This is a genomic window from Paenibacillus germinis, from assembly GCF_013141785.1.
GTDB lineage: Bacteria > Bacillota > Bacilli > Paenibacillales > NBRC-103111 > Paenibacillus_E > Paenibacillus_E phytorum.
The window spans coordinates 82,969-105,595 of record NZ_WHOC01000048.1 but is presented as its reverse complement, the minus strand read 5'-3'; the positions used below and the strand labels follow the sequence as shown (position 1 = coordinate 105,595).

22 protein-coding genes and 1 pseudogene are annotated in these 22,627 nt (G+C 44.7%); 19 read left to right on the top strand and 4 right to left on the bottom strand.

Annotated features, from left to right (window positions below):
* Positions 1 to 100 precede the first annotated feature (100 nt).
* Together GC102_RS10455 and GC102_RS10450 are read left to right on the top strand one after the other, a co-directional pair.
* Positions 101 to 682: a uridine kinase family protein gene (locus tag GC102_RS10455; protein ID WP_171689461.1), complete on the top strand. Its 582-nt coding sequence runs from the start codon at positions 101 to 103 to the stop codon at positions 680 to 682.
* 56 nt (positions 683 to 738) lie between these two features.
* On the top strand, positions 739 to 1,551 hold the full coding sequence (locus tag GC102_RS10450; protein WP_171689460.1) for a sporulation protein: 813 nt from the start codon (positions 739 to 741) through the stop codon (positions 1,549 to 1,551).
* A gap of 115 nt (positions 1,552 to 1,666) precedes the next feature.
* Here GC102_RS10450 and GC102_RS10445 read toward each other — a convergent pair whose 3' ends face one another.
* On the bottom strand, positions 1,667 to 2,149 hold the full coding sequence (locus GC102_RS10445; RefSeq protein ID WP_512698988.1) for a phage lytic cycle repressor MrpR family protein: 483 nt from the start codon (positions 2,147 to 2,149) through the stop codon (positions 1,667 to 1,669).
* 1,053 nt (positions 2,150 to 3,202) lie between these two features.
* On the opposite strand from GC102_RS10445, the gene GC102_RS10440 reads away from it, so the two are divergent.
* A complete protein-coding gene (locus tag GC102_RS10440) occupies positions 3,203 to 4,045 on the top strand; it encodes an SDR family oxidoreductase (RefSeq protein WP_171689458.1) in 843 nt (280 codons plus the stop codon).
* Positions 4,046 to 4,092: 47 nt separating this feature from the next.
* Positions 4,093 to 4,602 carry a hypothetical protein gene (locus tag GC102_RS10435; RefSeq protein ID WP_171689457.1) on the top strand — a complete coding sequence of 170 codons (510 nt, stop codon included), beginning with the start codon at positions 4,093 to 4,095 and terminating at the stop codon, positions 4,600 to 4,602.
* Positions 4,603 to 4,744: 142 nt separating this feature from the next.
* Here GC102_RS10435 and GC102_RS10430 read toward each other — a convergent pair whose 3' ends face one another.
* Entirely contained in the window at positions 4,745 to 5,056 is a 312-nt protein-coding gene (locus GC102_RS10430) for a hypothetical protein (RefSeq protein WP_171689456.1), read from the bottom strand.
* Between the two features lie 403 nt (positions 5,057 to 5,459).
* Complete coding sequence (locus GC102_RS10425) at positions 5,460 to 6,467, bottom strand: LacI family DNA-binding transcriptional regulator (protein ID WP_171689455.1); 1,008 nt, start codon at positions 6,465 to 6,467, stop codon at positions 5,460 to 5,462.
* 123 nt (positions 6,468 to 6,590) lie between these two features.
* Here GC102_RS10425 and fucU point away from each other — a divergent pair, with 123 nt between their 5' ends.
* From fucU to GC102_RS10410, 3 genes and pseudogenes are all read left to right on the top strand, one after another.
* Positions 6,591 to 7,016 carry an L-fucose mutarotase gene (gene fucU / locus GC102_RS10420; protein WP_171689454.1) on the top strand — a complete coding sequence of 142 codons (426 nt, stop codon included), beginning with the start codon at positions 6,591 to 6,593 and terminating at the stop codon, positions 7,014 to 7,016.
* Between the two features lie 87 nt (positions 7,017 to 7,103).
* Positions 7,104 to 7,235 (top strand): annotated as a pseudogene (locus GC102_RS10415) (hypothetical protein); the annotation flags it as partial.
* Positions 7,236 to 7,294: 59 nt separating this feature from the next.
* Positions 7,295 to 8,461 carry an L-fucose/L-arabinose isomerase family protein gene (locus GC102_RS10410; RefSeq protein WP_246320847.1) on the top strand — a complete coding sequence of 389 codons (1,167 nt, stop codon included), beginning with the start codon at positions 7,295 to 7,297 and terminating at the stop codon, positions 8,459 to 8,461.
* 109 nt (positions 8,462 to 8,570) lie between these two features.
* On the opposite strand, the gene GC102_RS10405 is transcribed toward GC102_RS10410, so the two are convergent.
* Positions 8,571 to 8,765 carry a hypothetical protein gene (locus GC102_RS10405; RefSeq protein ID WP_171689453.1) on the bottom strand — a complete coding sequence of 65 codons (195 nt, stop codon included), beginning with the start codon at positions 8,763 to 8,765 and terminating at the stop codon, positions 8,571 to 8,573.
* A 404-nt stretch (positions 8,766 to 9,169) separates the two neighbouring features.
* On the opposite strand from GC102_RS10405, the gene GC102_RS10400 reads away from it, so the two are divergent.
* The 12 genes from GC102_RS10400 to solA all read left to right on the top strand — a co-directional run bounded on the left by GC102_RS10400 (position 9,170) and on the right by solA (position 22,627).
* Positions 9,170 to 9,463, top strand: coding sequence for an HPr family phosphocarrier protein (locus GC102_RS10400; RefSeq protein WP_171689452.1), 294 nt, complete (start codon positions 9,170 to 9,172; stop codon positions 9,461 to 9,463).
* A 32-nt stretch (positions 9,464 to 9,495) separates the two neighbouring features.
* Positions 9,496 to 10,389, top strand: a complete 894-nt coding sequence (locus tag GC102_RS10395; RefSeq protein WP_171689451.1) for a LysR family transcriptional regulator — start codon at positions 9,496 to 9,498, stop codon at positions 10,387 to 10,389.
* A 272-nt stretch (positions 10,390 to 10,661) separates the two neighbouring features.
* On the top strand, positions 10,662 to 11,996 hold the full coding sequence (locus tag GC102_RS10390; protein ID WP_171689450.1) for an LLM class flavin-dependent oxidoreductase: 1,335 nt from the start codon (positions 10,662 to 10,664) through the stop codon (positions 11,994 to 11,996).
* A gap of 61 nt (positions 11,997 to 12,057) precedes the next feature.
* Positions 12,058 to 13,386, top strand: a complete 1,329-nt coding sequence (locus tag GC102_RS10385) for an LLM class flavin-dependent oxidoreductase (RefSeq protein ID WP_171689449.1) — start codon at positions 12,058 to 12,060, stop codon at positions 13,384 to 13,386.
* 27 nt (positions 13,387 to 13,413) lie between these two features.
* Positions 13,414 to 15,069, top strand: a complete 1,656-nt coding sequence (locus tag GC102_RS10380) for an ABC transporter substrate-binding protein (protein ID WP_376769357.1) — start codon at positions 13,414 to 13,416, stop codon at positions 15,067 to 15,069.
* A 21-nt stretch (positions 15,070 to 15,090) separates the two neighbouring features.
* Entirely contained in the window at positions 15,091 to 16,017 is a 927-nt protein-coding gene (locus GC102_RS10375) for an ABC transporter permease (protein ID WP_171689447.1), read from the top strand.
* Between the two features lie 36 nt (positions 16,018 to 16,053).
* Entirely contained in the window at positions 16,054 to 16,947 is an 894-nt protein-coding gene (locus tag GC102_RS10370) for an ABC transporter permease (RefSeq protein WP_171689446.1), read from the top strand.
* A gap of 17 nt (positions 16,948 to 16,964) precedes the next feature.
* Positions 16,965 to 19,004 (top strand): ABC transporter ATP-binding protein, encoded by a 2,040-nt coding sequence (locus GC102_RS10365; protein ID WP_171689445.1) that lies wholly within the window; start codon positions 16,965 to 16,967, stop codon positions 19,002 to 19,004.
* 143 nt (positions 19,005 to 19,147) lie between these two features.
* Positions 19,148 to 19,996: a transporter substrate-binding domain-containing protein gene (locus GC102_RS10360; RefSeq protein WP_171689444.1), complete on the top strand. Its 849-nt coding sequence runs from the start codon at positions 19,148 to 19,150 to the stop codon at positions 19,994 to 19,996.
* On the top strand, positions 19,997 to 20,695 hold the full coding sequence (locus GC102_RS10355; protein WP_171689443.1) for an amino acid ABC transporter permease: 699 nt from the start codon (positions 19,997 to 19,999) through the stop codon (positions 20,693 to 20,695).
* Positions 20,696 to 20,704: 9 nt separating this feature from the next.
* The gene (locus GC102_RS10350) at positions 20,705 to 21,415 is read left to right on the top strand and encodes an amino acid ABC transporter permease (protein ID WP_171689442.1); all 711 of its coding nucleotides are present in this window, start codon (positions 20,705 to 20,707) and stop codon (positions 21,413 to 21,415) included.
* 51 nt (positions 21,416 to 21,466) lie between these two features.
* The gene (gene solA, locus GC102_RS10345) at positions 21,467 to 22,627 is read left to right on the top strand and encodes an N-methyl-L-tryptophan oxidase (RefSeq protein WP_171689441.1); all 1,161 of its coding nucleotides are present in this window, start codon (positions 21,467 to 21,469) and stop codon (positions 22,625 to 22,627) included.

The window sequence follows — 22,627 nt, the reverse complement described above, 5'->3', positions numbered from 1 at the left end:
AAAATTAAAATTGCACAAACTCGTGGAGATATGGTCAATTATCGTGTAAAGTAAAAAAGGTGGCAACCCAAATCAAGAAAAACAGAGAAGGACAACAAGCATGAAAAAACCTCTTATAATAGGCATATCTGGAGGCTCTGGAAGTGGAAAAACGACTTGGAGTCATTACTTGTTAGAACATTTTAATCATCACAAAGTCCGAATTATACATAGTGATAGATACTTTAAGAAGATGAGGCCTATTACCAGAGCGCCTTTCTCAAATAAAGAATACGATGATTTTAATCAACCGGAGTCTGTTGATATTGAAAGATTGATAAGTGATATTGATATAGCTATCTGTAATGATGAATTAGATCTTTTAATCGTTGAGGGATTTTTGATATTTCACTTTGAAGTTTTAAGAGAGCGTCTAGAATACAAGTTTTATATAGATTGTGAATCTGATGAGAGATTAGTTAGAAGGATTGCGCGAGATTCGAAGGATGGAAATAACGTTACCGAAATCGTTGCTGAATACTTAGACCTTGTTAGACACAGTCATGATAAGTACGTGGAACCAACAAAATGGTATGCCGATCTTATTATTAATGGAACTAGTAGTGAGAATAAGGGGAGACAAATCATTGTTGATTGGATTCAACTGGAATTTCTGAAACGACGTTGGACCTATTGCGTATGAAGATACAGTGCATTTGAGGTAGAAAATTAACAATTAAGCAATTGGAGGAAGTAGAAATGTCATTTTTCAAGAAAATGTTAGCAAGTGTAGGGATTGGGAACATCAAGATAGACACACAGTTTCATACGGAGGATTTTATTCCGGGAGAGCTGGTTGAGGGCGTCGTTATTGCCAAAGGCGGAAAAGTGGAGCAGAAGGTAGATAAAATCTATTTTCAAATCATGACGGAATATAAGAAGCCTGTGGAGACAGATGCTAATCGCGATGGGCGAACTGAAACTCGTATGCAGAAGGAAACCGTCGTTATTGCCAACATGCTGCTTGGAGAAAATCTCGTGATTGCACCGGATGAAACGATTGAAATTCCTTTTCAATTTGTTCTGCCGCATGAAACGCCAATCTCAATCGGTGTCAGCCCGATCTGGGTGCGCACAGGTTTAGACATTGATAATGCGGTTGATCCTTCGGATCGTGATGATATTGAAGTTCAGGCACATCCACATACAGCGGTTGTTTTTGAAGCTCTGGAAGAACTCGGATTTCATTTGCATCAGGCGGAGAATGAGTATTATTTACAACGAGATTATCATTTGCCGTTTATTCAGAAGTTTGAATTTGTCCCCTATCAAAATGGCGAGTACCGCAGTTCGGTGGATGAACTTGAACTCATCTTCTATCCGAATGAAGACGGCGTTGAGATCATTCTAGAGTTTGATCGCAAAACGCGTGGTTTCAGCGGATTTCTATCGGATATGTTGGATACGGATGAGTCCCATCATCGCTACTTTTTCAATTTAGAAGAGCTGGAAGAAGGTTCTTCCTCAGTAGCGGATCAGTTCAGGGGGATCTTTGACGAGTTGCTGGAGTAATACATAAAATGAGGCTGTCACCAACGGTAGGATGTGATTACCGGAGGGACAGCCTCTATTTAATTTAACTTTAGTTTCCATAAAAAGAGGCCTTAAAGGCCTCCGTATCCAACCACTATGCATGTGCTAATTGTTTAAATTCAAGTTTTCCTGTCGTTAAATGCGTGAGTTCGGGTGTTGAGAAAAAGTCAGCTAATCGCCGAAGTCTCATATATATCGTTCGCAAAATAACGGAATCCATCTCTGTAATCATACTGCGATTTGCAATAAAATCACGCATGCTCACCTTGATGAGATAATCGCTATCTCGAAGATCAGTTATCAGTTGTTTATTGGGGAGGACTCCGTAGTTGACTATGTATTTCGTTTGTCCAAGAGCACTTTGATACAGTTCAGCACATTTTCGCGTAATTTGTACTTGCCTCTTTGCTCCCATGGAGTCAGTGACTGTAAGCATTTGATTTTTGGCATCTAATGAGTTCTTTTTCAAATAAACAATCTCGTGAGAGGCAATACCCTCTGTGAGTAAACGAACGATGATGGCATCTTGCGGATTGATACAGCGAGTCTCGATAAATTGAATTTGTTCTAATGTAATAATACGAAATCAGCATCCCTTCAAATGTGTAAATTGGATTTCAGTAAACTTTCATTCGGCTTTCAGTAATAAGCAACTATATATTCTATGTGGGATAAAAATCGATTATGACTGTTTACAATAAATAATTATTACCTCTATTTTCATGAAGAAGCAGGGAATACTTGGCTTATGCAGAAAATGATTGTAATGCATTTATGGGTGGAGTTGAGAGGGAGGCACTGCTGAGTGAATATTTATACTCGTACTCGGCGTACAATTGGCGGTTCTCGCGGAGCGCAATGGAACGGTTTGTGCAACAGGATCGAGTCCCAATAAATACACCGTCCTCGGATTTGTCAGCATCAGTTTTGACAGGTTTTTAAGATTTCAAGCTTTTAAATCTTTAGCTTTTGAAATTGATGCGAGCACGCCAACTATTTTCAGGCATGGCGGCCGGAATGGAACATTACGGGATTGTTTGTGCAACAATTTAGCCTTATTTCATTCTGTGGAGCTACTTTTGTGGAGAATTGTTGTATTTTCTGCAACATTCGGAGGGGAAAAGGTAAATTCACTAGATTATTATTGTACAAATTACAACAATGCTGGAGGGGCGTCGGCTTCGAAAGAAGGAAGAGGAACTACGATGCGCTATTTATCGATAAAGCTTCCTTTTTGAGCGTTGAGGGAACGTGGAAGCGTTAATTTGCCGTTATGGACTGAAATATGGCTCTCAAAGCGAAAATAACGCACTGTCGTTCCGCTGCTCTAGCAAAATTGCCGAATTGAAGCGAAATAGCGTATCGTCGTTCCGTCACACAAGGTTTTCGGATGGTTGGAAGGAGAGCGCAGATTCATTCCGCCTCCGCGCATGAATACTAATTTGGCAAGATCGACCTGAGGTGAAGCCACAGGTTTTTTTACATGTGTTTGGATAAAATCAGCCATAAATGGGCAATCACTAGGAGGTTAGCATCCGCTCGAATCAATTGTCCTCTTTTACATATCGACATTATGCCTTTTGTATGGGATTATGAAGGAATGTGAGTTGGATAATAGGGGGCAGCCAGGATGAGATTCACAAAGCTGACAGCATTGGTGACTGGCGCATCTAGTGGATTTGGCTTTTTAACGTCTATAACACTGGCCCAAAAAGGGTATCGCGTTATCGCAACTATGCGCGACCTTGGTAAAAGCGGAGCATTGCTCGCGCATGCCGAACAAGTTGGCGTAACAAATGCCATCGAAACCATGGCTCTAGACGTAACGATTCATGACTCGATTGAGCAAGTCGTTTCTGATATTATGGACAAGTATGGTAGAATCGACGTTCTCGTTAACAATGCCGGCTTTGCCGTCGGGGGGTATGTGGAAGATGTACCGATGGAAGCGTGGAGATCTCAACTGGAAACGAATGTATTCGGCGTCATTGCGACAACGAGGGCCGTCCTGCCGCACATGCGGGCACAGCAATCTGGTTGTATTGTTAATGTAAGCAGTGTGAGCGGGTTATCCGCATTTCCTGGCTATGCCCCATATAGTACTTCAAAGTTTGCCATTGAGGGCTTTAGTGAATCGCTTCGTTTGGAGATGACGCCCCTGGGTGTGCGCGTCGTGCTTGTAGAGCCAGGTGCCTATAAGACAGAGATTTGGCGTAAAGGTTTCGAGGCGATCCATACCACGGAAGCGTCTCCTAATTGGAAACGGCTTAGTAAAATGCTTGACTACTCAAGGAAAGCCTCAGCGACAGCACCCGATCCGCAGGAAGTAGCAGACCAGATTGCACGAATTGTAGACAATCCGCGGCCAAAGCTCCGTTATCTAATGGGGCGTGGTGTAAGGGCGGGGCTGTGGGCGAGAAATCTTTTGCCATGGAGATGGTATGAAGGCATTTTGGCACGATTATTGAAATGAAGAGGGATGTACTTGTGTAAGTACGAATAAACCAAGGAGTGAAATGAATGTCACGTAAGTGGGAAAGAATGGTAAGCAAAAATACGAAAACAGTAAATAAGAATCGCTCCAAACAGGGGATTGCCCCGATTTCTTCGGATCCGGATCGATCGGAAGTATTCAAGGGTAGAAGCATTATGTTAGCTTTATTTTTTGTTCTAATTTCCATCTTATTATTGGTTACTTTGACCAAAACAGACGGGGACAAGATGTACTGGTATACGACGCTTAGTTACATGGCGGTTGGACTGTTCGTTTATTTTATTCGCCGTCCGTATTTAAAGGTTAGTAAGACGAGCATCTCGAAGAGAGGTTTTGCCAGAGAGCTTGTACTAAATGCCGATAAAATTAAGGAAATCGTATACTCCCCCGGTCAGGTGGTCATTGACCTGAATGGAAAGTCACCTCGTTGGGTGTATAACAAATCTCTGAATCGATTCGATGTAGCGGCTATGGCTGCTAGATTGAAAAAATTTGCTGAGCAGAACCAGATTCCGTTTGTGGATAAAACGGTTTAATTGCGGATTGCTCGATATGAGGCTCATAAAACGATGAAAAAAGCCCAATGCGACATTGGGCTTTTTTTTGCTACTTGGACTTAATGAACCAACTGGAGATTAGGCTTGTTAATGCAGCAATGATTCGTAATTGCGGGAACTCTTAATCATATTTATCATCGTCGATTCTAACCACATTATCCATGATAAGCTCAACTTCCGTCTCAAAGTTCAAATGAAGCGGTGCTGGAAGTACATCGAGGATTTCCTGCATCATGTCCATGTCTAATAACTCATCAATGGTTTGAGGTCGCGGTTCTAACTTATAAACCCATTCACGGACTGCATCGATAAATAAATAAAAAGATGATTGGAACTGATCGGCGACAGCTTCCTGCTCATCACCGCGTGATGCCGACATAGCATTCCAATTTTTTAGCGTGGTTTGTAAGGCTTGCTCTACGTTTGGGTTCATAATAATCTCCTAAAAGCGTCAATGGCTTACTTGTTTTCCTTTTGCATCTGTCTAGTACTATGCTCGTTGAGACTCAGATGATAGAGGGGAAGACTGTTTTTTTCTAGACTTTAAGAATGATTTACATCGTAAAAGTGGGAAGCTTCCGCGATACTCGTCATTTAGCGATGAAAAACATCGTCTCAGAGAGGTGTAGAGAGTAGAATGGTCATTTCGCTTGAATTTAAGCATGTTTTACATCGTAAAAGTGGGAAGCTTCCGCGATACTCGTCATTTAGCGATGAAAAACATCGTTTCAGGCAGCAGTGAGGAGTGTAATGATCATCTCCCTGTACGAAAGCATGTTTTACAACACTAAAGTGGAAATCTCTGCGCAGACAGGTGTAAGCTGCCAATTCAACCATCACTTCAACGCCTGCGTAGAAGCTCGGATAATCATCTCCGATGGCAGAATGATCTTCCGATTCTCATGAACGGCTTCACCTTCAATGCGTTCGATCAACAACTGCATGCCTAATAAGCCGAATTGATAGGCAGGCTGTGAAGCCAGGGTTAGAAAAGGGTTAATCGCACCTGCTGGGCCGAAATCGTCAAAACAGACGACTGATAGATCATCTGGCACCTGCAAGCCGCGCTGTCTCAATGATTGAATGACGCCGACGGCGAGCATGTTGTTAGCCGCGAAGATAGCTGTCGGTGGATCCTCAAGATTGAGTAGTGCGTCTAACGCAGATTCATCGTGGAAATCACGATAGTTCAGATGTGCGACGAGCGAGTCATCAATGGATAATCCGCTAAGCGAATGCGCCTCGCAATACCCTGTATAACGCAAGCGGGCTGTAGAGACATCCTGTGAACCGTTAATCAAAGCGATTCGACGATGCCCCAGACCAATTAAATGCTCAACAAGCTTCCTCGCGCCTTCCTTGCTGTCCCCGAGTACCACATCCGCCTCAATTCCCGGAATTTCACGGTCTAAAACAACGAAGGGGATATTATGCTTTTGGAGCTGCGCAAGATTCCGGGCAGATTGATCTCCCGTCGGGGCGAATAGAACGCCATCCACTCGGGTTGAAAGAATCATATCAACGTAGTCTTTCTCTTTTGCATAATCTTCATCACTATTTGCAAAAAGCAGCCGATACCCAGCTCGTTTAGCTGCATCCTCTGCGCCGCGTGCAAGCGTAGTGTAGAACGGGTTCGTAATATCTGTAATGAGCAGGGAAAGAATTTTCGTCTTCTGAAGTACCAGACTGCGTGCCATCGAGTTCGGAATATAGTGGAGATCTTCCATTACTTTCCTTACCCGTTTGCGCGTTGCTTCGCTGATACGACCTGTATTATTGATAACCCGTGAAACGGTCATGGCCGAAACACCGGCTTTTTCAGCGATATCATAAATTGTAATCACGTTGAGTCACCTTTTCATCTCATCCTATTCGTTTATTGTATAGAAATTAAGGATTGACAGCAAGGCTTAAAATTGATAATTTTGAGTTATCGATAACACGCATTTCTTGAGGAGGTCTTGAATATGCTTAAAGGTATTCCTTCCATCCTGTCGCCGGAGCTTTTGAAGGTGCTGATGGAAATGGGGCATGGGGATGAAATTATTCTAGCGGATGGCAATTTCCCTGCTGCCAGTCATACGAATCGTTTGCTTCGCTGCGATGGCCATGGTGTGCCGGAATTATTGGAAGCGGTTTTATCGTTATTCCCACTGGATACTTACAGTGAACAACCTGTAGCGCTAATGGCCAAAGTTCCAGGGGATAAAGTGGAAACACCAATTTGGGCAACGTATGAAGATATCATTCGTACCCATATGCAGCCACAAATTGAGCATGTGGAGCGATTCGCTTTTTATGAGCGAGCGAAGAAAGTCTATGCGATCGTGGCAACAAGTGAAAAAGCTTTATACGCCAATATTATTTTGAAAAAAGGTGTCATAAGTGAGTAGTTTGGATTATCGATAACTCTAAAGTCAAACCAGTTTGAAGGCATAATTCATATTAATCCCATACATAACAAGGAGGATGAAATAAAAATGGCAAACAGCGATTACAGATGGAACCAGGAATTCCCGAAGATTGGGATACGACCAACGATTGATGGCAGAAGAAAAGGTGTTCGTGAATCACTTGAAGATCAAACGATGAACATGGCCAAAGCTGTATCACGCAGCGACATATACGACTAGCTCGACAGTGCTTCCCGTTCACCAAATTTGCACCAACCTTGCGGCTTAATTATGGGCAATCAACGACAGGGGAGTGGTTGGCTCATTGCGGGGCTTGTCCTTTGCCTGAGTTCGCCAATGTGTTTAACAGAGCGGGTATCCCATTCCGTGTCGTAAATGGGGTACTGGGACTCGATTATACACCAGTGATTTCGTTAACGAATGAAGTGACACATAAGCGCCCAGAAGCTGTTCGAGCATGGAGGGAGATCGAGGAATGGGTGAAGGCAGCCGGCGTATCTCGGACGCTTCAGCATAGCCGTTTCGGCTTTCTTGGTAATACGTACAGCGGGATGCTTGATATGTACAGCGATTTTACGATGATTTCGGCGCAGACAGGGCTGCACGTGGAAGTGCTTGAAATGTGTGATTTGGATCGCATGCTGGGGGAAGTGACACCACAGGAGATGAAAGCGAAGCTGGCAGAGGTTCACGAAATGTTCCAGATCAGCGGCGACTCGCCATCTGATCCGATCGCGAAGAAGCCTACGGATGAGCAGTTGGAGTGGTCTTGCAAAGTGGCGGCAGCGCAGGAGAAGCTCGTCAGAGCGTACGATCTGGACGCCTTGTCCTACTACTACCACGGTGCGCCGGGGGGCGACTATGAGAAGCTGCAGGGCGGCTTCATCGTTGGCCACTCGCTGCTTACCGCCCGTGGTATCCCGTGCTCCGGCGAAGGGGACCTCAAGACGGCCGTCGCGATGAAAATCTGCGACATCCTTGGCGTCGGTGGCAGCTTCTCCGAAATCATCGTTGTGGATTATATCGACGAGACGATCTTGCTGGGCTATGACGGACCGTTCCATATCGCGATTTCCGAAGGAAAGCCGATTCTGCGCGGCATGGGGCTTTATCACGGGAAGCAAGGCACTGGCGTATCCGTCGAGGCGAAGGTGAAGTCGGGGGCAATCACGACGCTGAACGTGACACAGACTGGCGATGGACGGCTGAAGCTGATCTCCAGCGAAAGCGAGTCAACGAACGGGCCGATCATGAAGATCGGCAACACGCAGACGCCGGTGAAGTTCCGCGATCATCCAGATGCGTACATGACGCGCTGGTTTGCCGAGACGCCGACGCATCACTGCGTGATGTCCATTGGTCATAATGCTTCTATGTTCCAGAAGGTCGCAGAGCTGATGAAGATGAAGCATGTGGTTTTATAAAGTTGTTATGGATCATAATGTTGTACAAATTACAACAACTAGGTCCATAGACTGAAGGTCATTACAACCCATTTTTGGGAAATGGCTTTAATTTAAATAAACGGAACGTCTAGTTTTGCGGCATACCGGATTCCTCATTCGAACTCGAGTTGTTATCCGTGAATTCCACATAATTATCGACCGTATCTAGAACTTGGCTTAGCTGCCAACGACTAAAAATTATATGGTCTGAAGAAATCGCATTATAGGTGCTTTCTTGTTTGCTGATTTTAAAGCCTCGGTAATTCTCATAAATGGTTCTCATTCTGATCTCTCCCTCGCTTTGATGTATATCTTAAACTATCATCAATCGAGTAATTTTGGTAGAGGTGTAAATTGATAGAAATTGTCTATTCCTGACTAATTGCATGTAAATATGGTTAATTGCTTCTTTTCTATTGCCTATACGTACGCGGGTTTCCGCCTAGCTGGAAATACCATTTGCATGTATGGAAGGTATTTCAAATTTTAAACGTTGACAGAATCTGGTTTGATTCACTATAATCTAAATACAAGTAATTTTATCGGAATAATATGAATCAACCAGACAAACTGGAGATGCTTCATCCTAAGGGATGAAAGTGTCTCCTTTTTTCATTCATAATCAGCAAATGCTATCTATAGTTTATGATGCAAGTTATTTTATAACACTATCTAGGAGGAATGGGTATGAAAATTGAATGGACTTTTGCGATGAACAAACCTTGGACGATTGATCTTGTGTTGGATTTTGTGACTATAGCTAATCGGTATTCGTGCAATATTTATGTGGGCGTAAGTGGAAAAATGCTGAATGCAAAGGGTTTACTGGGCATTGTTTCCCTTAGCCTAACACTAGGCAATCAGTCGGATATTGTTTTGCAATTAGATGGCGTTGATGCACAGGAAGCATTTGAAAAAGTGTCTGTGTACTTACAAAGCACGGATCACAGTATACAAAAGGCCTATTCGCATAGTTCCTAGTCGCTTGCAAGTTAGAGAGGAAGTTTATTGTCATGAATATTGAAAATATTGAAGCATTCGTCTATGTCATACATTTCAATAGTTTCAACAAGGCAGCGGATGCATTGTTCTTATCCCAGCCATCGGTGACGGCCCGAATTCAATCGTTAGAACGAGAACTGAATACATTGCTGTTCGATCGAGAAGGGAGGAATTTTACGCTGACGGAGAAAGGGAAGCAGTTCCTGCCGTTTGCTCAGCAAATACTCCAAACTTACAAGAAGGGAAAACAACAGCTTCAGAATTTAAACACGACTCCTAATGAATTAAGAATAGGGTGCACGGTTTCTGTCTCCAATTATGTCATTCCTGACATTCTTCCCATCATCAAAAAGGAGTACCGAAACCTGCAGATTAAATTAACGACAGCTCCCACCGAAACGATTCTGGAGAAGCTGTTGAATAAGGAAATAGACATTGGCTTTGTGCGAAACGTGACCCATCCACATGTTGATTGTGCGGGGTTTTATCAAGATCCGATTCGACTTTTCGTACATCAGCGTCATCCTTTTGTGAAGAAAGAACAAATTACGATTGAAGATGTAAGCAGGGAATCCCTTGTGTTTTTCGAGTGTGGCTCTCTCGATTGGATAAAGATACATCGCTTATTCGCCACACTTGACCGTCCGCCCCAAATCGAATACCAGATCGATAATCTTGAAACGGCGAAGAAGCTTGTCGCGAGTGGGATGGGGGTTTCATTTTTACCCGATCTCTGCGTACGTCAAGAAGTGAAGGATGGCTTACTTGTACCTATCCATATCCCCGCTCTAGGAGGATTGTCGCTTCGGACTAATCTCATTTCACTCAAGGAAGCGGCCAACGATTTCACGCATGTGTGCCTAGAAGCTTTGAAAGAGATGAAATTGAAAATAAGTTCTCCATAGAACAATTCTATCTGATAATAGAACATCTTAATATCAAATTGACCGCCTAATGAGCCGGTGATACAGTAAGAAAGAATTTAATACCGACAAAACAAATTGGAATTATTGTTTATTGATTATTAGGGAGACTACATGAGCATTCAATTAAGTATATTGGATCAAACACTGATCGGGGAAAACAAATCTGCTGTTGAAGCATTCTCAGAACTCCCTGTATAAAGCATGCGCTGCAAAGCTCGATTATGAAAGCCAAACTTTTAGGAGGAAAAAACATGCCCAAACAAAAACAATTAAAGCTCGGAGCTATCATTCATGGAGTCGGGGGCAACATGTCATCTTGGAAACATCCGGATGCGATCGTAGATGCGAGTGTGAATTTCAAATATTACAAACAGCAAGCACAAAAAGCAGAAGCTGGTAAATTCGATTTGTTGTTTATCGCAGACGGGTTGTTCATCAACGATAAATCGATTCCTCATTTCTTGAATCGTTTCGAACCAATAACGATTTTATCGGCCTTGGCAGCAGTGACATCCCAAATTGGTCTAGTTGGTACGCTATCTACGTCCTACAGTGAACCTTTCACAGTGTCAAGGCAGTTTTCCTCATTGGATCATATCAGTGATGGCAGAGCAGGGTGGAATGTGGTCACATCCCCGCTAGAGGGCTCCGCTCTTAACTACAATAAGAAGCTGGAGGATCATCCTGATCACCCCAAACGGTATCGAATTGCTTCTGAATATTTGCAGGTAGCCAAAGGGTTATGGGATTCATGGGAAGATGATGCTTTTGTAAGGGATAAACAAACCGGTGTTTTCTTTGATCCCGAGAAGCTGCACCAATTAGACCACAAGGGTGAATTTTTCTCTGTACAAGGACCGCTTAATATTGGGAGATCCAAGCAAGGCAGACCCGTTATCTTCCAAGCAGGTTCATCTGAAGATGGCAAAAACTTAGCTGCCAAAGAAGCAGATGCGATCTTTACTGGACATCCAACCGTGGAAGATGCCAGGCGCTTTTATGACGATGTGAAAGGCCGAGCAGCTGGTTATGGCAGAAATCCTGATGAGATTGTTGTTATGCCCGGCATAGGACCAATTATTGGCGTAACGGAAGAAGAGGCAGAACGCAAGTATCAGGAAGTAGCGAATTTAGTGACCACTCAGGAAGCACTCGCTTATTTGGGCCGTTTTTTCGAGCATCATGATTTTACGCAGTATGACTTGGATGCCCCATTCCCTGAGCTAGGCGATTTGGGCAAAAACAGCTTCCAAAGCTCGACGGATCGCATTAAACAGAATGCGATGGAGCAAGGTTTGACACTACGTCAGGTCGCCCTCCAATCGACCACACCGCGTCCGCTCTTCATTGGTACGCCAACCCAAATTGCAGATCGCATTCAGGAATGGTTCGAGAGCGGAGCCGCAGACGGATTCATCGTGGGCTCCGGTGTTCCGAATGGTTTGAACGATTTTGTGGATTTGGTCATACCGATTTTACAAGAACGCGGGATATATCGTACGGAGTATGAAGCGGATACACTACGAGGCAATTTAGGGCTTCCTTTTCCGACAAATCGCTATGCGAAAGAAAAAGTAACGCACTAATATGTTGTGATTCCGACTTAACATATGCGCATTATCAATTAGAAAAGGGGGCGATATTTGAATGGCAAAACAAAGAAAATTGAAGCTTGGCGTTAATATCAGCGGTGTCGGCAACAGCATGTCTGTATGGAGACATCCGGATGTTTCGACTGACGCAAGTGTCAGTCTTGATTACTACAGGCAGCAAGCATTGAAAGCTGAATCTGGGAAGTTCGATCTTGTGTTCATCGCGGATGGTTTGTACATCAATGAGAAATCAAATCCTCACTTTCTGAATCGCTTCGAACCGCTTACCATTCTTTCCGCATTAGCAGCTGTGACTTCACAAATCGGACTCGTCGCCACACTATCGACTTCGTATAGTGAGCCCTTCACCGTCGCTCGTCAGTTTTCCTCACTGGATCATATTAGCGGAGGTCGCGCAGGCTGGAATGTTGTGACGTCTCCACTTGAAGGCTCAGCCAAAAATTTCGGCAAGGGCGAACATCCTGCTCATGAGCTGCGCTACCGGATTGCTGAAGAGTATGTCCAGGTTGTGAAAGGCCTATGGGATTCATGGGAAGACGATGCTTTCGTAAGAGATAAGGAGTCCGGTGTTTTCTTTGATCCGGGCAAACTTCACACTCTGAATCATAAAGGTGAATTCTTCTCGGTTCAAGGACCTCTGAATATCGGTCGTTCCAGACAGGGGCATCCGGTTGTTTTCCAAGCCGGAGCTTCAGAATCCGGCAGAGATTTGGCTGCTAGAACGGCCGAAGCCATTTATACAGGGCATGAACTTATCGAGGAAGCGAAGCTATTTTATCAAGATATTAAACAAAGAGCAGCAGCTTATGGCCGTAATCCGGAGGAAGTGCTGATTTTCCCTGGAATTAATCCGATTATTGGACGTACACAGGAAGAAGCAGAGCTTAAGTATCAAGAAGTCGCTAATCTGGTAACCATCCAAAGCGCACTTGACTACTTAGGCCGCTATTTCGAGCATCATGATTTTTCTCAGTATCCACTCGATGAACCATTTCCGGATTTGGGTGATTTCGGTGCCAATAGCTTCCGAGGTACGACGGATAGAATAAAAAGGGAAGCGAAAGAGCTCAATCTGACGCTTCGTCAAGCAGCTATTCGTGCGGCCACGCCTAGGGGCAATTTTATAGGAACTCCAGAGGCGGTTGCTGATTTGGTAGAACAGTGGTTCAAAGAAGAAGCCGCTGATGGGTTTGTCATTCGCACGACGGTGCCTAGAGCATTGGATGATTTCGTTGATCTCGTTGTTCCGATTTTGCAAGAGCGCGGTATTTATCGCACAGAGTATGAAGCAGACACGCTGCGTGGCAATTTGGGAATTCCTATTCCTGCTAATCGCTACACGAAAGTGACGATTGCTAACTAATTCGTTCAAATAGATGGGGGAGTGTTTATCTTGCATAGATCAAAAGAATGGGTCAAGTTAAGTACATTATCATTAGCATTCGTTTTAGCTTTGACGGGATGCGGTTCAGCAAAAAACAGCAGCGGGGATGCAGCCCAATCACCGAATGCCAATCAAGAGGCGAAGCAGACGGCCGTGGTAGGCGGAGAGCTCACCTATGCGCTCGCGACATCGCCAGATTCACTAGATCCGCATCGCAGCGGACTTGCCGTTGCTGTTCGGGTACTTCGTACCATCTACGATAGTTTAGTCGTTCAATTACCCGATGGCTCGATCAAACCTTGGCTAGCCACGGAGTGGACCGTCGCGCCCGATGGTCTGAGCTACATTTTCAAATTGCGTAAAGATGTGAAATTCCAAGATGGTACCCCATTTAATGCGGAAGCTGTTAAATATAGCTATGATCGTATTCTCGATCCAACAACGAAAGCGGCTAACTCTGTAGCCCTCATTAAGCCTTATAAATCCTCTGAAGTGATTGATGAATTCACGATAAAAATAAATCTGGAAACACCATCCAGAGCTTTCCTAGGCAACCTGAGTCAAGCACTACTTGGGATTGTATCACCTACGGCAGCTAAAAAGTATGGGGATCAGTTTGGTAAAAATCCGGTAGGATCCGGCCCCTTTTCCTTTGTGAAATGGGAAGAGAATGCATCCATTCAAGTCAAGCGCAGTCCTGATTACAACTCAGCTCCCGAGATCGTGGAGAATAAAGGAAAGTCCTATTTGGATCAAATCACATTTCGTATTGTTCCAGAAGAGGCCACTCGTATTGGCAGTGTTCAAAGCAAACAAGTACTCGCAGGCGAAACCGTTCCTCCACAAAACGTCGTTTCCTTGAAATCAGATGCAAGCATTCAAGTTCACCAAGTGAATACAACAGGTTTACCTTATACCTTGTTTATTAATCAGCGGAAAGCACCTTGGAGCGATGTGAAAGCAAGGCAAGCGCTGCAAGCGGCTATTGACGTAGATGCGATTGTCAAAACGCTATATCTAGGGACCTATCCACGTGCTTGGTCATCGCTTTCACCTGGCGTTGTCGGCTATGATGCATCGCTGGAAAACGGAATCAAACCTGATGTCGCTAAAGCGAACAAATTACTGGATGAACTAGGTTGGGTGAAAGGCGCGGACGGCATACGTGTGAAAGATGGCAAAAAGCTGACTTTACATTATGTAGATGGTTCGCCAAACCGTGAGAAACGCAATGATATTGCGGTTATTATTCAACAACAGCTGAAACAAGTCGGTATCGTTGTCGAAGTTGAGATTACCAAAGATGTAGCCAATGTTGTGTATACCAAAGGCGAATATGATATCTATGGGAACAGCCAGGTAAACTCGGATCCTAGTGCGCTTTATGCCTTCTACCATACGAGTGATCCGAAAGCCCGTCCAAGTCTTCCAGGTCTGGCCGATCCGCAAGTAGATAAGTGGCTGGAGCAAGGCGCAATCGAACCCGATGATAAAAAACGTGTAGAACTTTATAAACAAGTTCAAAAATCGATTATCGATAATGCGGTCATCATTCCTATTTATGTATTCCCATATACTGTAGCCGCATCGAAAACCGTTAAAGGACTGAAATTTGATTCATTAGGTTATCCGCTCTTCAATGACACGTTTATCCAAAAATAATGACATAGGGAGCTAATCGATATGAGCAGGATAATAACGGAGCGGCTTGTGGTTTCCTTGCTGGTCATTCTTGGTTCCTTAATCCTCGTTTTCTGTATTCTGTATGTACTTCCGGGAGATCCCGTACTCTCGATGGTCGATCCTTCATCCATGACACCGGAGGCCATTGCCAACTTAAGGCTTCAACTGGGATTGAATGAGCCCTTCTATGTCCAATTTGGTCGCTACTTCCTAGCTATGATTCACGGAGATTTTGGTAAGTCTTTACTGAACAGTGAACCTGTGCTGCCCAAAATTATTAAACATCTCCCAGCTACAATGGCACTAACTTTAGCTAGTACACTCATTTCCACGATTATTGGTGTAGGGCTCGGCGTACTTTCCGCCATACACCGCAATCGATGGATCGACGTTCTAGCTCGCATCGTAGGGCTGTTCGGTATATCAATGCCAACCTTCTGGTCGGGGATCCTGTTGATTCTCATCTTCTCCGTATCCTTAGGCTGGTTCCCCGCGATGGGGTCGCAAGGGCTATTTACTCTTGTCCTTCCTTCGCTAGCACTCGGCTTTGTTGGCGCCGGCTTTATCGTTCGCATGGTACGGAACTCGATGTTGGAAGTCATCAATGAGCATTTCATTGTCACGCTGCGTGCGAAAGGACTATCGGAACGATTAGTGATGTATCGACATGCGCTTCGCAATGCGTTAATACCTGCTGTTACCATTATTGGTATTCATATTGGAGACCTAATGGCGGGTACCGTTGTGATCGAAACTGTATTTTCTAGACAGGGGATAGGGCGAATTCTTGCGGATGCCATCATGTCCAAAGATTTGCCGGTTGTTCAGGGCGTTGTCTTTTTCTCTGCAATTATCTACGTCGCTGTAAATTTGCTTGTGGATATTTCTTATGTATTCATCGATCCACGGGTGCGTCGAACACAATAAGGTGTCAATGAAACCATATTGGAGAGGAGATTGGGTATGAAAGAAGTGATTTCCACAAGGGTTATTTGGCAGAGGCGTAAATGGCAGCTACAAATTCCGAAGGCATCTAGTAAAATTAGCGCCACGGAAATACTTGTTTATTTAGCGGCTATTGTGACTTTATTTATGATAGGATGTGCACTTTTTCCGCAATGGATTGCTCCTTATGCACCCACGGCGATGCTCACCGATCAAATTCTGAGCGCGCCAAGTAAAGCTCATTTGTTTGGTACGGACTATTTTGGCCGAGATGTCTTTAGTGTTGTCGTGCATGGGAGTCGTGACTCCTTATTCATTGGTTTTGCTTCTGTACTCGCAGGAGGTTTAATAGGCGGATTCATAGGTGCGGTAGCTGGATATATTGGTGGTGTTATCGATACAATCTTCATGCGGATCATCGATGTTCTGATGACCATTCCCGGTATCCTATTAGCCTTAGCCATAGCTGCCGCTCTTGGTCCTCATTTATTCAATCTTATCTTTGCTGTTGCAGCAGCGTCCATTCCACAATATGCCAGGGTCATGCGCGGTCAGATTCTGAGCATCAAGAATCGCTCCTTCATTACAGCTTCGCGATCGATAGGTGCTTCTAATGTGCGAATATTTTTTCGTCATGTCTTGACGAATGCTTGGTCGCCACTCTTGGTTATGTCTACGATTGGTTTGGGATCATCTATATTGGTTGGAGCAGGACTAAGCTTCCTTGGTCTGGGGGTGCTCAAAGAGATTCCAGATTGGGGAACACTCTTATCACAAGGAAGAGGCTATCTGACGGTGGCATGGTGGATATGTACGTTTCCAGGATTAGCGATCACCTTATTTGTCCTATCGGTTAATTTAATCGGAGATAGACTGCGCGACTCCATGGATCCAAAGCAGAAAAGGGCATAGCAAGGGGGCGGCGCAAAATGAAACAACTGCTTGAGATTGAGAATTTAAGTGTTCAATTTACAACGAATAAAGGGTCGTTCACGGCAATTCAAGACGTTACTCTGAAAATTGGAGCAGGCGAAACCGTCTGTCTCGTGGGCGAATCCGGCAGCGGCAAATCGGTGACTTCCAAATCGGTCATGCGCTTAATTGATTATGAGAATGGTGTGATTTCCAGCGGCCAAATCGTGCTGGATGGTGATGATTTAACCACTTTGTCACAGAAAGAGCTTCGAGCATTACGTGGGAAGAAGATGGCGATGGTGTTTCAAGAGCCAATGGCTGCTTTTGATCCGGTGTTTACAATTGGCAGTCAAATCACGGAAGTTATCATTCAGCATAAACAGGGTAATCGGGAACAAGCCTGGGAGCGGGCCGTCCATTTATTGAAGCGAGTTGGTATTCCTGAACCTGAAATCCGGATGAACCAATACCCCGGCGAGCTGTCAGGGGGAATGCTGCAGCGGGCAATGATTGCCATGGCACTTTCTTGTAATCCACAGCTCCTTATTGCGGATGAACCCACAACGGCGCTTGATGTGACGATTCAAGCGCAAATTCTTCACCTGCTGCAAGAGCTTAAAGAAGAATTTAACATGTCGATTCTCCTGATTACACATGATATGGGGATTGCCGCTGAGATGGCTGACCGCATCATCGTGATGTATGCAGGGCAGATCGTCGAACAAGCAACGGTTCAGCAGTTGTTCACGAAACCTCATCATCCGTATACACGAGGATTGCTTCGTTCGATTACGACGATGGATAGTGATCGTACAAACCGTTTATTCTCCATCGAAGGAACGATCCCTCATTTATCGGATCTCCCTACAGGCTGTCGGTTTCATCCTCGGTGTCCTTTTGCGACGGATCGTTGTAAGAAAGATAGCCCGCCTCTTCAATCTGTGAATGGACGGCTAGCCGCTTGTTGGTATTCAGAGGATTTAGTCAAACTGGAAGATTGGCAGCAGCATGCAGCGCCCACAGATAAGGCTGAAAGAGCTGGAAAGAATGAACGGACCATTCCTGAGTTAGGAGAACAGGGGTCAGCTAAGGAGAAGCTCTTCGAAGTAAAGGGGTTAAGTAAATTTTACCCGATAGGGAAAGGGACGTTTAACCGTTCAAAGGCCTATATTCGCGCTGTTGACGACGTGTCTTTCTCGATTAAGAAAGGGGAGACCTTCGGTTTAGTTGGCGAATCCGGCAGCGGTAAATCAACCTTAGGCCGGGTGCTGCTGCAGCTGGAGAGGGCGACGGAAGGAAAGGTTCTTTTCGAAGGGAAGGAGTTATCCGAGCTTTCGGCCAAAGGACTGCAGGGAGTACGTCGTGACATGCAGGTCATTTTCCAAGATCCATACGGTTCGGTGAACCCGCGTTGGAAAGTTGGCGATATCATCGGCGAACCTTTCGATGTACATGAATCTTTCAGCAAGGTTGAGAAACGCGCTAAGGTGGAAGAACTATTGGAGTTAGTTGGTTTGAATCGCTCCATGTATGATCGATTTCCTCATGAGTTTTCGGGAGGTCAGAGGCAAAGAATTGGTATCGCTCGAGCCATCGCCCTCCATCCCCAATTCATACTTGCCGATGAAGCGGTATCTGCCTTAGACGTATCCGTACAGGCGCAAATTGTTAATTTAATGCAGGATTTGCAGAAAAAACTGGGGTTAACGTACCTATTTATCGCTCATGGTTTAAATATTGTGCGCCATTTATCGGATCGTATCGGTGTGATGTATTTAGGAAAGCTTGTTGAAATTGCGCCAAGTGAAGAGCTGTTCCTTCATCCATCTCATCACTACACGAAGGGACTGCTATCCTCCATACCTTCACCTGATCCATCGAGGAAAAGAGAGTGGTTTGCGATTGAAGGCGAAATTCCATCCCCTGCGAATCCGCCATCCGGCTGCCGATTCCATACCCGGTGTCCTGCAGCAAAAGCAAGGTGTAGGGAGGAGCAACCGGAGCTGCTCCAATTGCGGGAAGGTCATTGGACGGCCTGTCACTACCCCTTGTAAAAATATAGAGAATATTCGGTTAGGCAAGTCTTCACTTCAGCGGGAAAATACCCGTTTTCTTTTCGGATTAAAACATAGTTAAAACGTAGGAATAGTCATATATGGATTGATCTAATAGACATTACTCAGGAGGCATTTTAATCATGAAAAAATTCACGGTACTTTCATCCCTTATTCTTACGGCTGCATTCGCAGCAGGATGTGCGGCTCAAACCAAAACGGTCAACACGACACCATCCGCCGGGGCAGCAGCACCTGCAGCACAAGCAACAGAAGCACCAAAAGCGGTTAAAAAAATTGTGGTGGGAACAGGTACACAATTCCCGAACATTTGCTTTATTGATGATAAGGGCAACCTTACGGGTTATGATGTAGAGCTTGTCAAAGAAATCGATAAACGACTTCCTGAGTATGAATTTGAGCTCAAAACAATGGAATTCAAGAACCTTTTGCTGAGCTTGGAGACGAATAAAATCGACTTCATTGCTCACCAAATGGAAGTGAACGAGGAAAGAAAGCAGAAATTCCTTTTCAATGATGAAGCCTATAATATATTCCCGAACAAAATTATCGTTCACAAAGACAACAATACTGTTAAATCCATTGATGATCTTAAAGGTAAGAAGTTATTGGTAACAGCAACAAGCAACGCGGCTGTATTAGCAGAAAAGTATAACAAAGAACACAACACCGGTATTAATATCGTTTATACAGGAGCAGGTGAGGATGCGAAATCACTCATCAAGCAAGGTCGTGCGGATGCCTCGATTAGTACGCAGTTTGCGATTGATTTCGTTAATAAATCGGTAGATGCGCAGCTGAAAACAGTAGGTGAGCCGCTGTCCAACTCCAAAGTTTACTTCATTTTACGCAAGGATCAAGAAGAGCTAAAAAAGAAAATTGACGAAGCTGTGAAAGCCATCAAAGCAGATGGAACACTCGGTAAATTAAGTACGCAGTGGCTGGGAGCCGACTATACCGTGGGTAGCTAGATGGGGAAATCATTCGATATTACTCTTGTTGCTGAGTTTCTGCCGAAGCTGCTCTACTACCTGCCTTTGACCCTGCTCATTCTTGTAGCTTCACTCACATTAGGTCTCATCCTAGGCACGTTGATCGCCATAACTCGGTTATATCGTATTCCGGTGCTTAGCCAACTATCCATCGTGTACGTATCGTTTATCCGTGGAACACCGATTTTGATCCAATTATTTCTTGTTTTCTATGGCTTGCCGATGCTGCTCGAGATTATCGATATCAATATTTCTCGATGGGATCCGATTTATTTCGTGATTATTACCTATGGGCTTAGTATTGCCGCATTCAAATCCGAAAACATCCGGGCGGCTGTGAATGCCGTCGATCGGGGCCAGACCGAAGCTGCTTATGCGGTAGGCATGACCGGTAAACAATCCTTTTCTCGAATCGTTGTGCCGCAAGCTTTACTTATTGCCTTCCCTAACTTTGCGAATTCGGTGATTGGTTTCCTCAAAGATACGTCGCTGGCTTTCTCGATTGGGGTCATGGATATGATGGGGCGTGGACAAACATTGATTGCGGCTACGGCTCATACGCTGGAAGTTTATATCAGTTTAACGATCATTTATTACGTAACTGTATTAATTTTGGAAAAAGTATTTAAAGTGACGGAGTTCAGGCTGCAAAGGCATGAGCGTTCATTAGCGGGGTGAGGTGAGGACATGAAAATCGATATTTTTTTTATTTATACGGCCTTTTTCCAAATATTAAAGGCATTACCGTTAACCTTGGTGTTGACCTTTATCCCGCTTGTTATCGGCTTCGGCATTGGTTTATTAACTGCCTTCGCTCGTATCTACAAAGTGAAATATTTTCATCGTCTCCTAGATTTCTACGTATCCTTTCTTCGCGGGACGCCGATTCTGCTTCATATTTTTGTCATCTACTTTGGGATGCCACTCGTCATTGATCGGTTGTCTGCGTATTACGGTTGGGGGTTCAAATCGTCATCGATCCCTTCTCTGCTTATCGTGTTGACGGCATTTTCTATCACGGCTGGTGCCTATATGTCTGAGATCATTCGATCCGGTATCTTATCGGTTGACCGAGGTCAAATCGAAGCTGCCCATGCCATTGGCATGACAACACCTCAAGCGATTTGGCGAATCGTAGCTCCTCAAGCGATTGGTGTTATTTTACCCAATTTGTGCAACATTTTTGTTGGATTCCTGCATACATCATCGCTTGCCTTTACGGTGTCTCAAATGGAGCTCCTTGGCAAAGCAAGCGTTGTTGCTTCAGTGAGCTTGAAATTTCTCGAGGCATATATTGCCGCAGCCTTTATTTACTGGGGGTTGACCTTGTTAGCAGAAAGACTTACTTCATTTTTGGAGAAAAAAGTAACGGTCTACAATCGAGGAGGAGTCGTATGATTCGGTTAACGAACTACGCGCAGCGATTATATGAGCAAGGAAGTGTGACTTATGCCAACCTCATATGATGTCATTGTTATAGGAGCCGGCTCGATGGGCATGAGCGCTGGATACCATTTGGCCAAAAACAAGGTGAAAGTATTATTAATTGATAAATTTGATCCACCCCATGTGGCAGGCAGTCATCATGGGGAGACTCGCCTTATCCGTCATGCCTACACAGGCAGTTCCACCTACACGGCAATGGCGCTTAGATCCGACCGGCTGTGGAAGGAGCTTGAGGAAGCAAGCGGACAGCGGCTTATTGTACGCAGCGGGGTTCTGAATATGGGAGCTGCAGAGTCCCTGCATATGGGGAGTAAATTAAAGTCTACAGCTGCCTTTGGACTGAAGGTTGATCAACTAGACGCGGATGAAATTCGTAAACGTTGGCCGGGCGTAAATCCACCAGATTCCTACATAGGCTTGTATGAACAGGAAGCGGGGTTTCTGTACAGTGAAGCTTGCGTACGCGCCTATCGCCAGCAAGCTTTGGCCGCAGGTGCAAGACTCCTGGTCAATACACCAGTGACAAGCATTAAGATAGGAAAGAGCGGCGTTACCGTACAAACACTAGATGGGGCTTATCATGCAGATCAGTTAATCTTATCTGCCGGGGCATGGTTTAGTAAGTTAAATGCCATTATTCAGCTGCCGATTCGTTCCGTTCGTAAAGCTGTCGCTTGGTTCAAATCAGACGAATCTCTATATGATTCAGCTAGGTTTCCAGGGTTTACATTTGGCGCGGAAAATGGCGGGTTCTATGGCTTCCCTAGCATCGATGGTTCCGGTGTCAAGATTGGTCGGCATGATGCCGGTCAGCCTTGGAAGCCAGGGCAGCCCTTTGAACCGTTCGGTCATTATACCGAAGATGAGAGGGATCTGCGGCAAGCCTTGGAAGCCTTTCTGCCACAAGCTGCGGGTCAAGTGCTTCGGGGAGCCGTTTGTAAATATGAATTAACACCTGATGAACATTTTATTATAGATCGTCACCCGGAACATGCTCATGTCCTAGTGGCTGGTGGTTTCTCAGGTCATGGCTTTAAGTTCGCAAGTGTAGTAGGAGAAATATTATCAGATCTTTCAAGGGAAGGCATAACCGAGCAAGATATCGCTCCTTTTACCTTATCCAGGTTCTCGGTAAGAGATGACCTTGCTGCCCATATCAACTAG

Bases quoted from the DNA above. Each gene is read 5' to 3' on its own strand.
- GC102_RS10455 (WP_171689461.1), top strand. From the start codon at position 101: ATGAAAAAACCTCTTATAATAGGCATATCTGGAGGCTCTGGAAGTGGA.
- GC102_RS10450 (WP_171689460.1), top strand. From the start codon at position 739: ATGTCATTTTTCAAGAAAATGTTAGCAAGTGTAGGGATTGGGAACATC.
- GC102_RS10440 (WP_171689458.1), top strand. From the start codon at position 3,203: ATGAGATTCACAAAGCTGACAGCATTGGTGACTGGCGCATCTAGTGGA.
- GC102_RS10435 (WP_171689457.1), top strand. From the start codon at position 4,093: ATGTCACGTAAGTGGGAAAGAATGGTAAGCAAAAATACGAAAACAGTA.
- GC102_RS10430 (WP_171689456.1), bottom strand. From the start codon at position 5,056: ATGAACCCAAACGTAGAGCAAGCCTTACAAACCACGCTAAAAAATTGG.
- fucU (WP_171689454.1), top strand. From the start codon at position 6,591: ATGCTTAAAGGTATTCCTTCCATCCTGTCGCCGGAGCTTTTGAAGGTG.
- GC102_RS10405 (WP_171689453.1), bottom strand. From the start codon at position 8,765: ATGAGAACCATTTATGAGAATTACCGAGGCTTTAAAATCAGCAAACAA.
- GC102_RS10400 (WP_171689452.1), top strand. From the start codon at position 9,170: ATGAAAATTGAATGGACTTTTGCGATGAACAAACCTTGGACGATTGAT.
- GC102_RS10395 (WP_171689451.1), top strand. From the start codon at position 9,496: ATGAATATTGAAAATATTGAAGCATTCGTCTATGTCATACATTTCAAT.
- GC102_RS10390 (WP_171689450.1), top strand. From the start codon at position 10,662: ATGCCCAAACAAAAACAATTAAAGCTCGGAGCTATCATTCATGGAGTC.
- GC102_RS10385 (WP_171689449.1), top strand. From the start codon at position 12,058: ATGGCAAAACAAAGAAAATTGAAGCTTGGCGTTAATATCAGCGGTGTC.
- GC102_RS10375 (WP_171689447.1), top strand. From the start codon at position 15,091: ATGAGCAGGATAATAACGGAGCGGCTTGTGGTTTCCTTGCTGGTCATT.
- GC102_RS10370 (WP_171689446.1), top strand. From the start codon at position 16,054: ATGAAAGAAGTGATTTCCACAAGGGTTATTTGGCAGAGGCGTAAATGG.
- GC102_RS10365 (WP_171689445.1), top strand. From the start codon at position 16,965: ATGAAACAACTGCTTGAGATTGAGAATTTAAGTGTTCAATTTACAACG.
- GC102_RS10360 (WP_171689444.1), top strand. From the start codon at position 19,148: ATGAAAAAATTCACGGTACTTTCATCCCTTATTCTTACGGCTGCATTC.
- GC102_RS10355 (WP_171689443.1), top strand. From the start codon at position 19,997: ATGGGGAAATCATTCGATATTACTCTTGTTGCTGAGTTTCTGCCGAAG.
- GC102_RS10350 (WP_171689442.1), top strand. From the start codon at position 20,705: ATGAAAATCGATATTTTTTTTATTTATACGGCCTTTTTCCAAATATTA.
- solA (WP_171689441.1), top strand. From the start codon at position 21,467: ATGCCAACCTCATATGATGTCATTGTTATAGGAGCCGGCTCGATGGGC.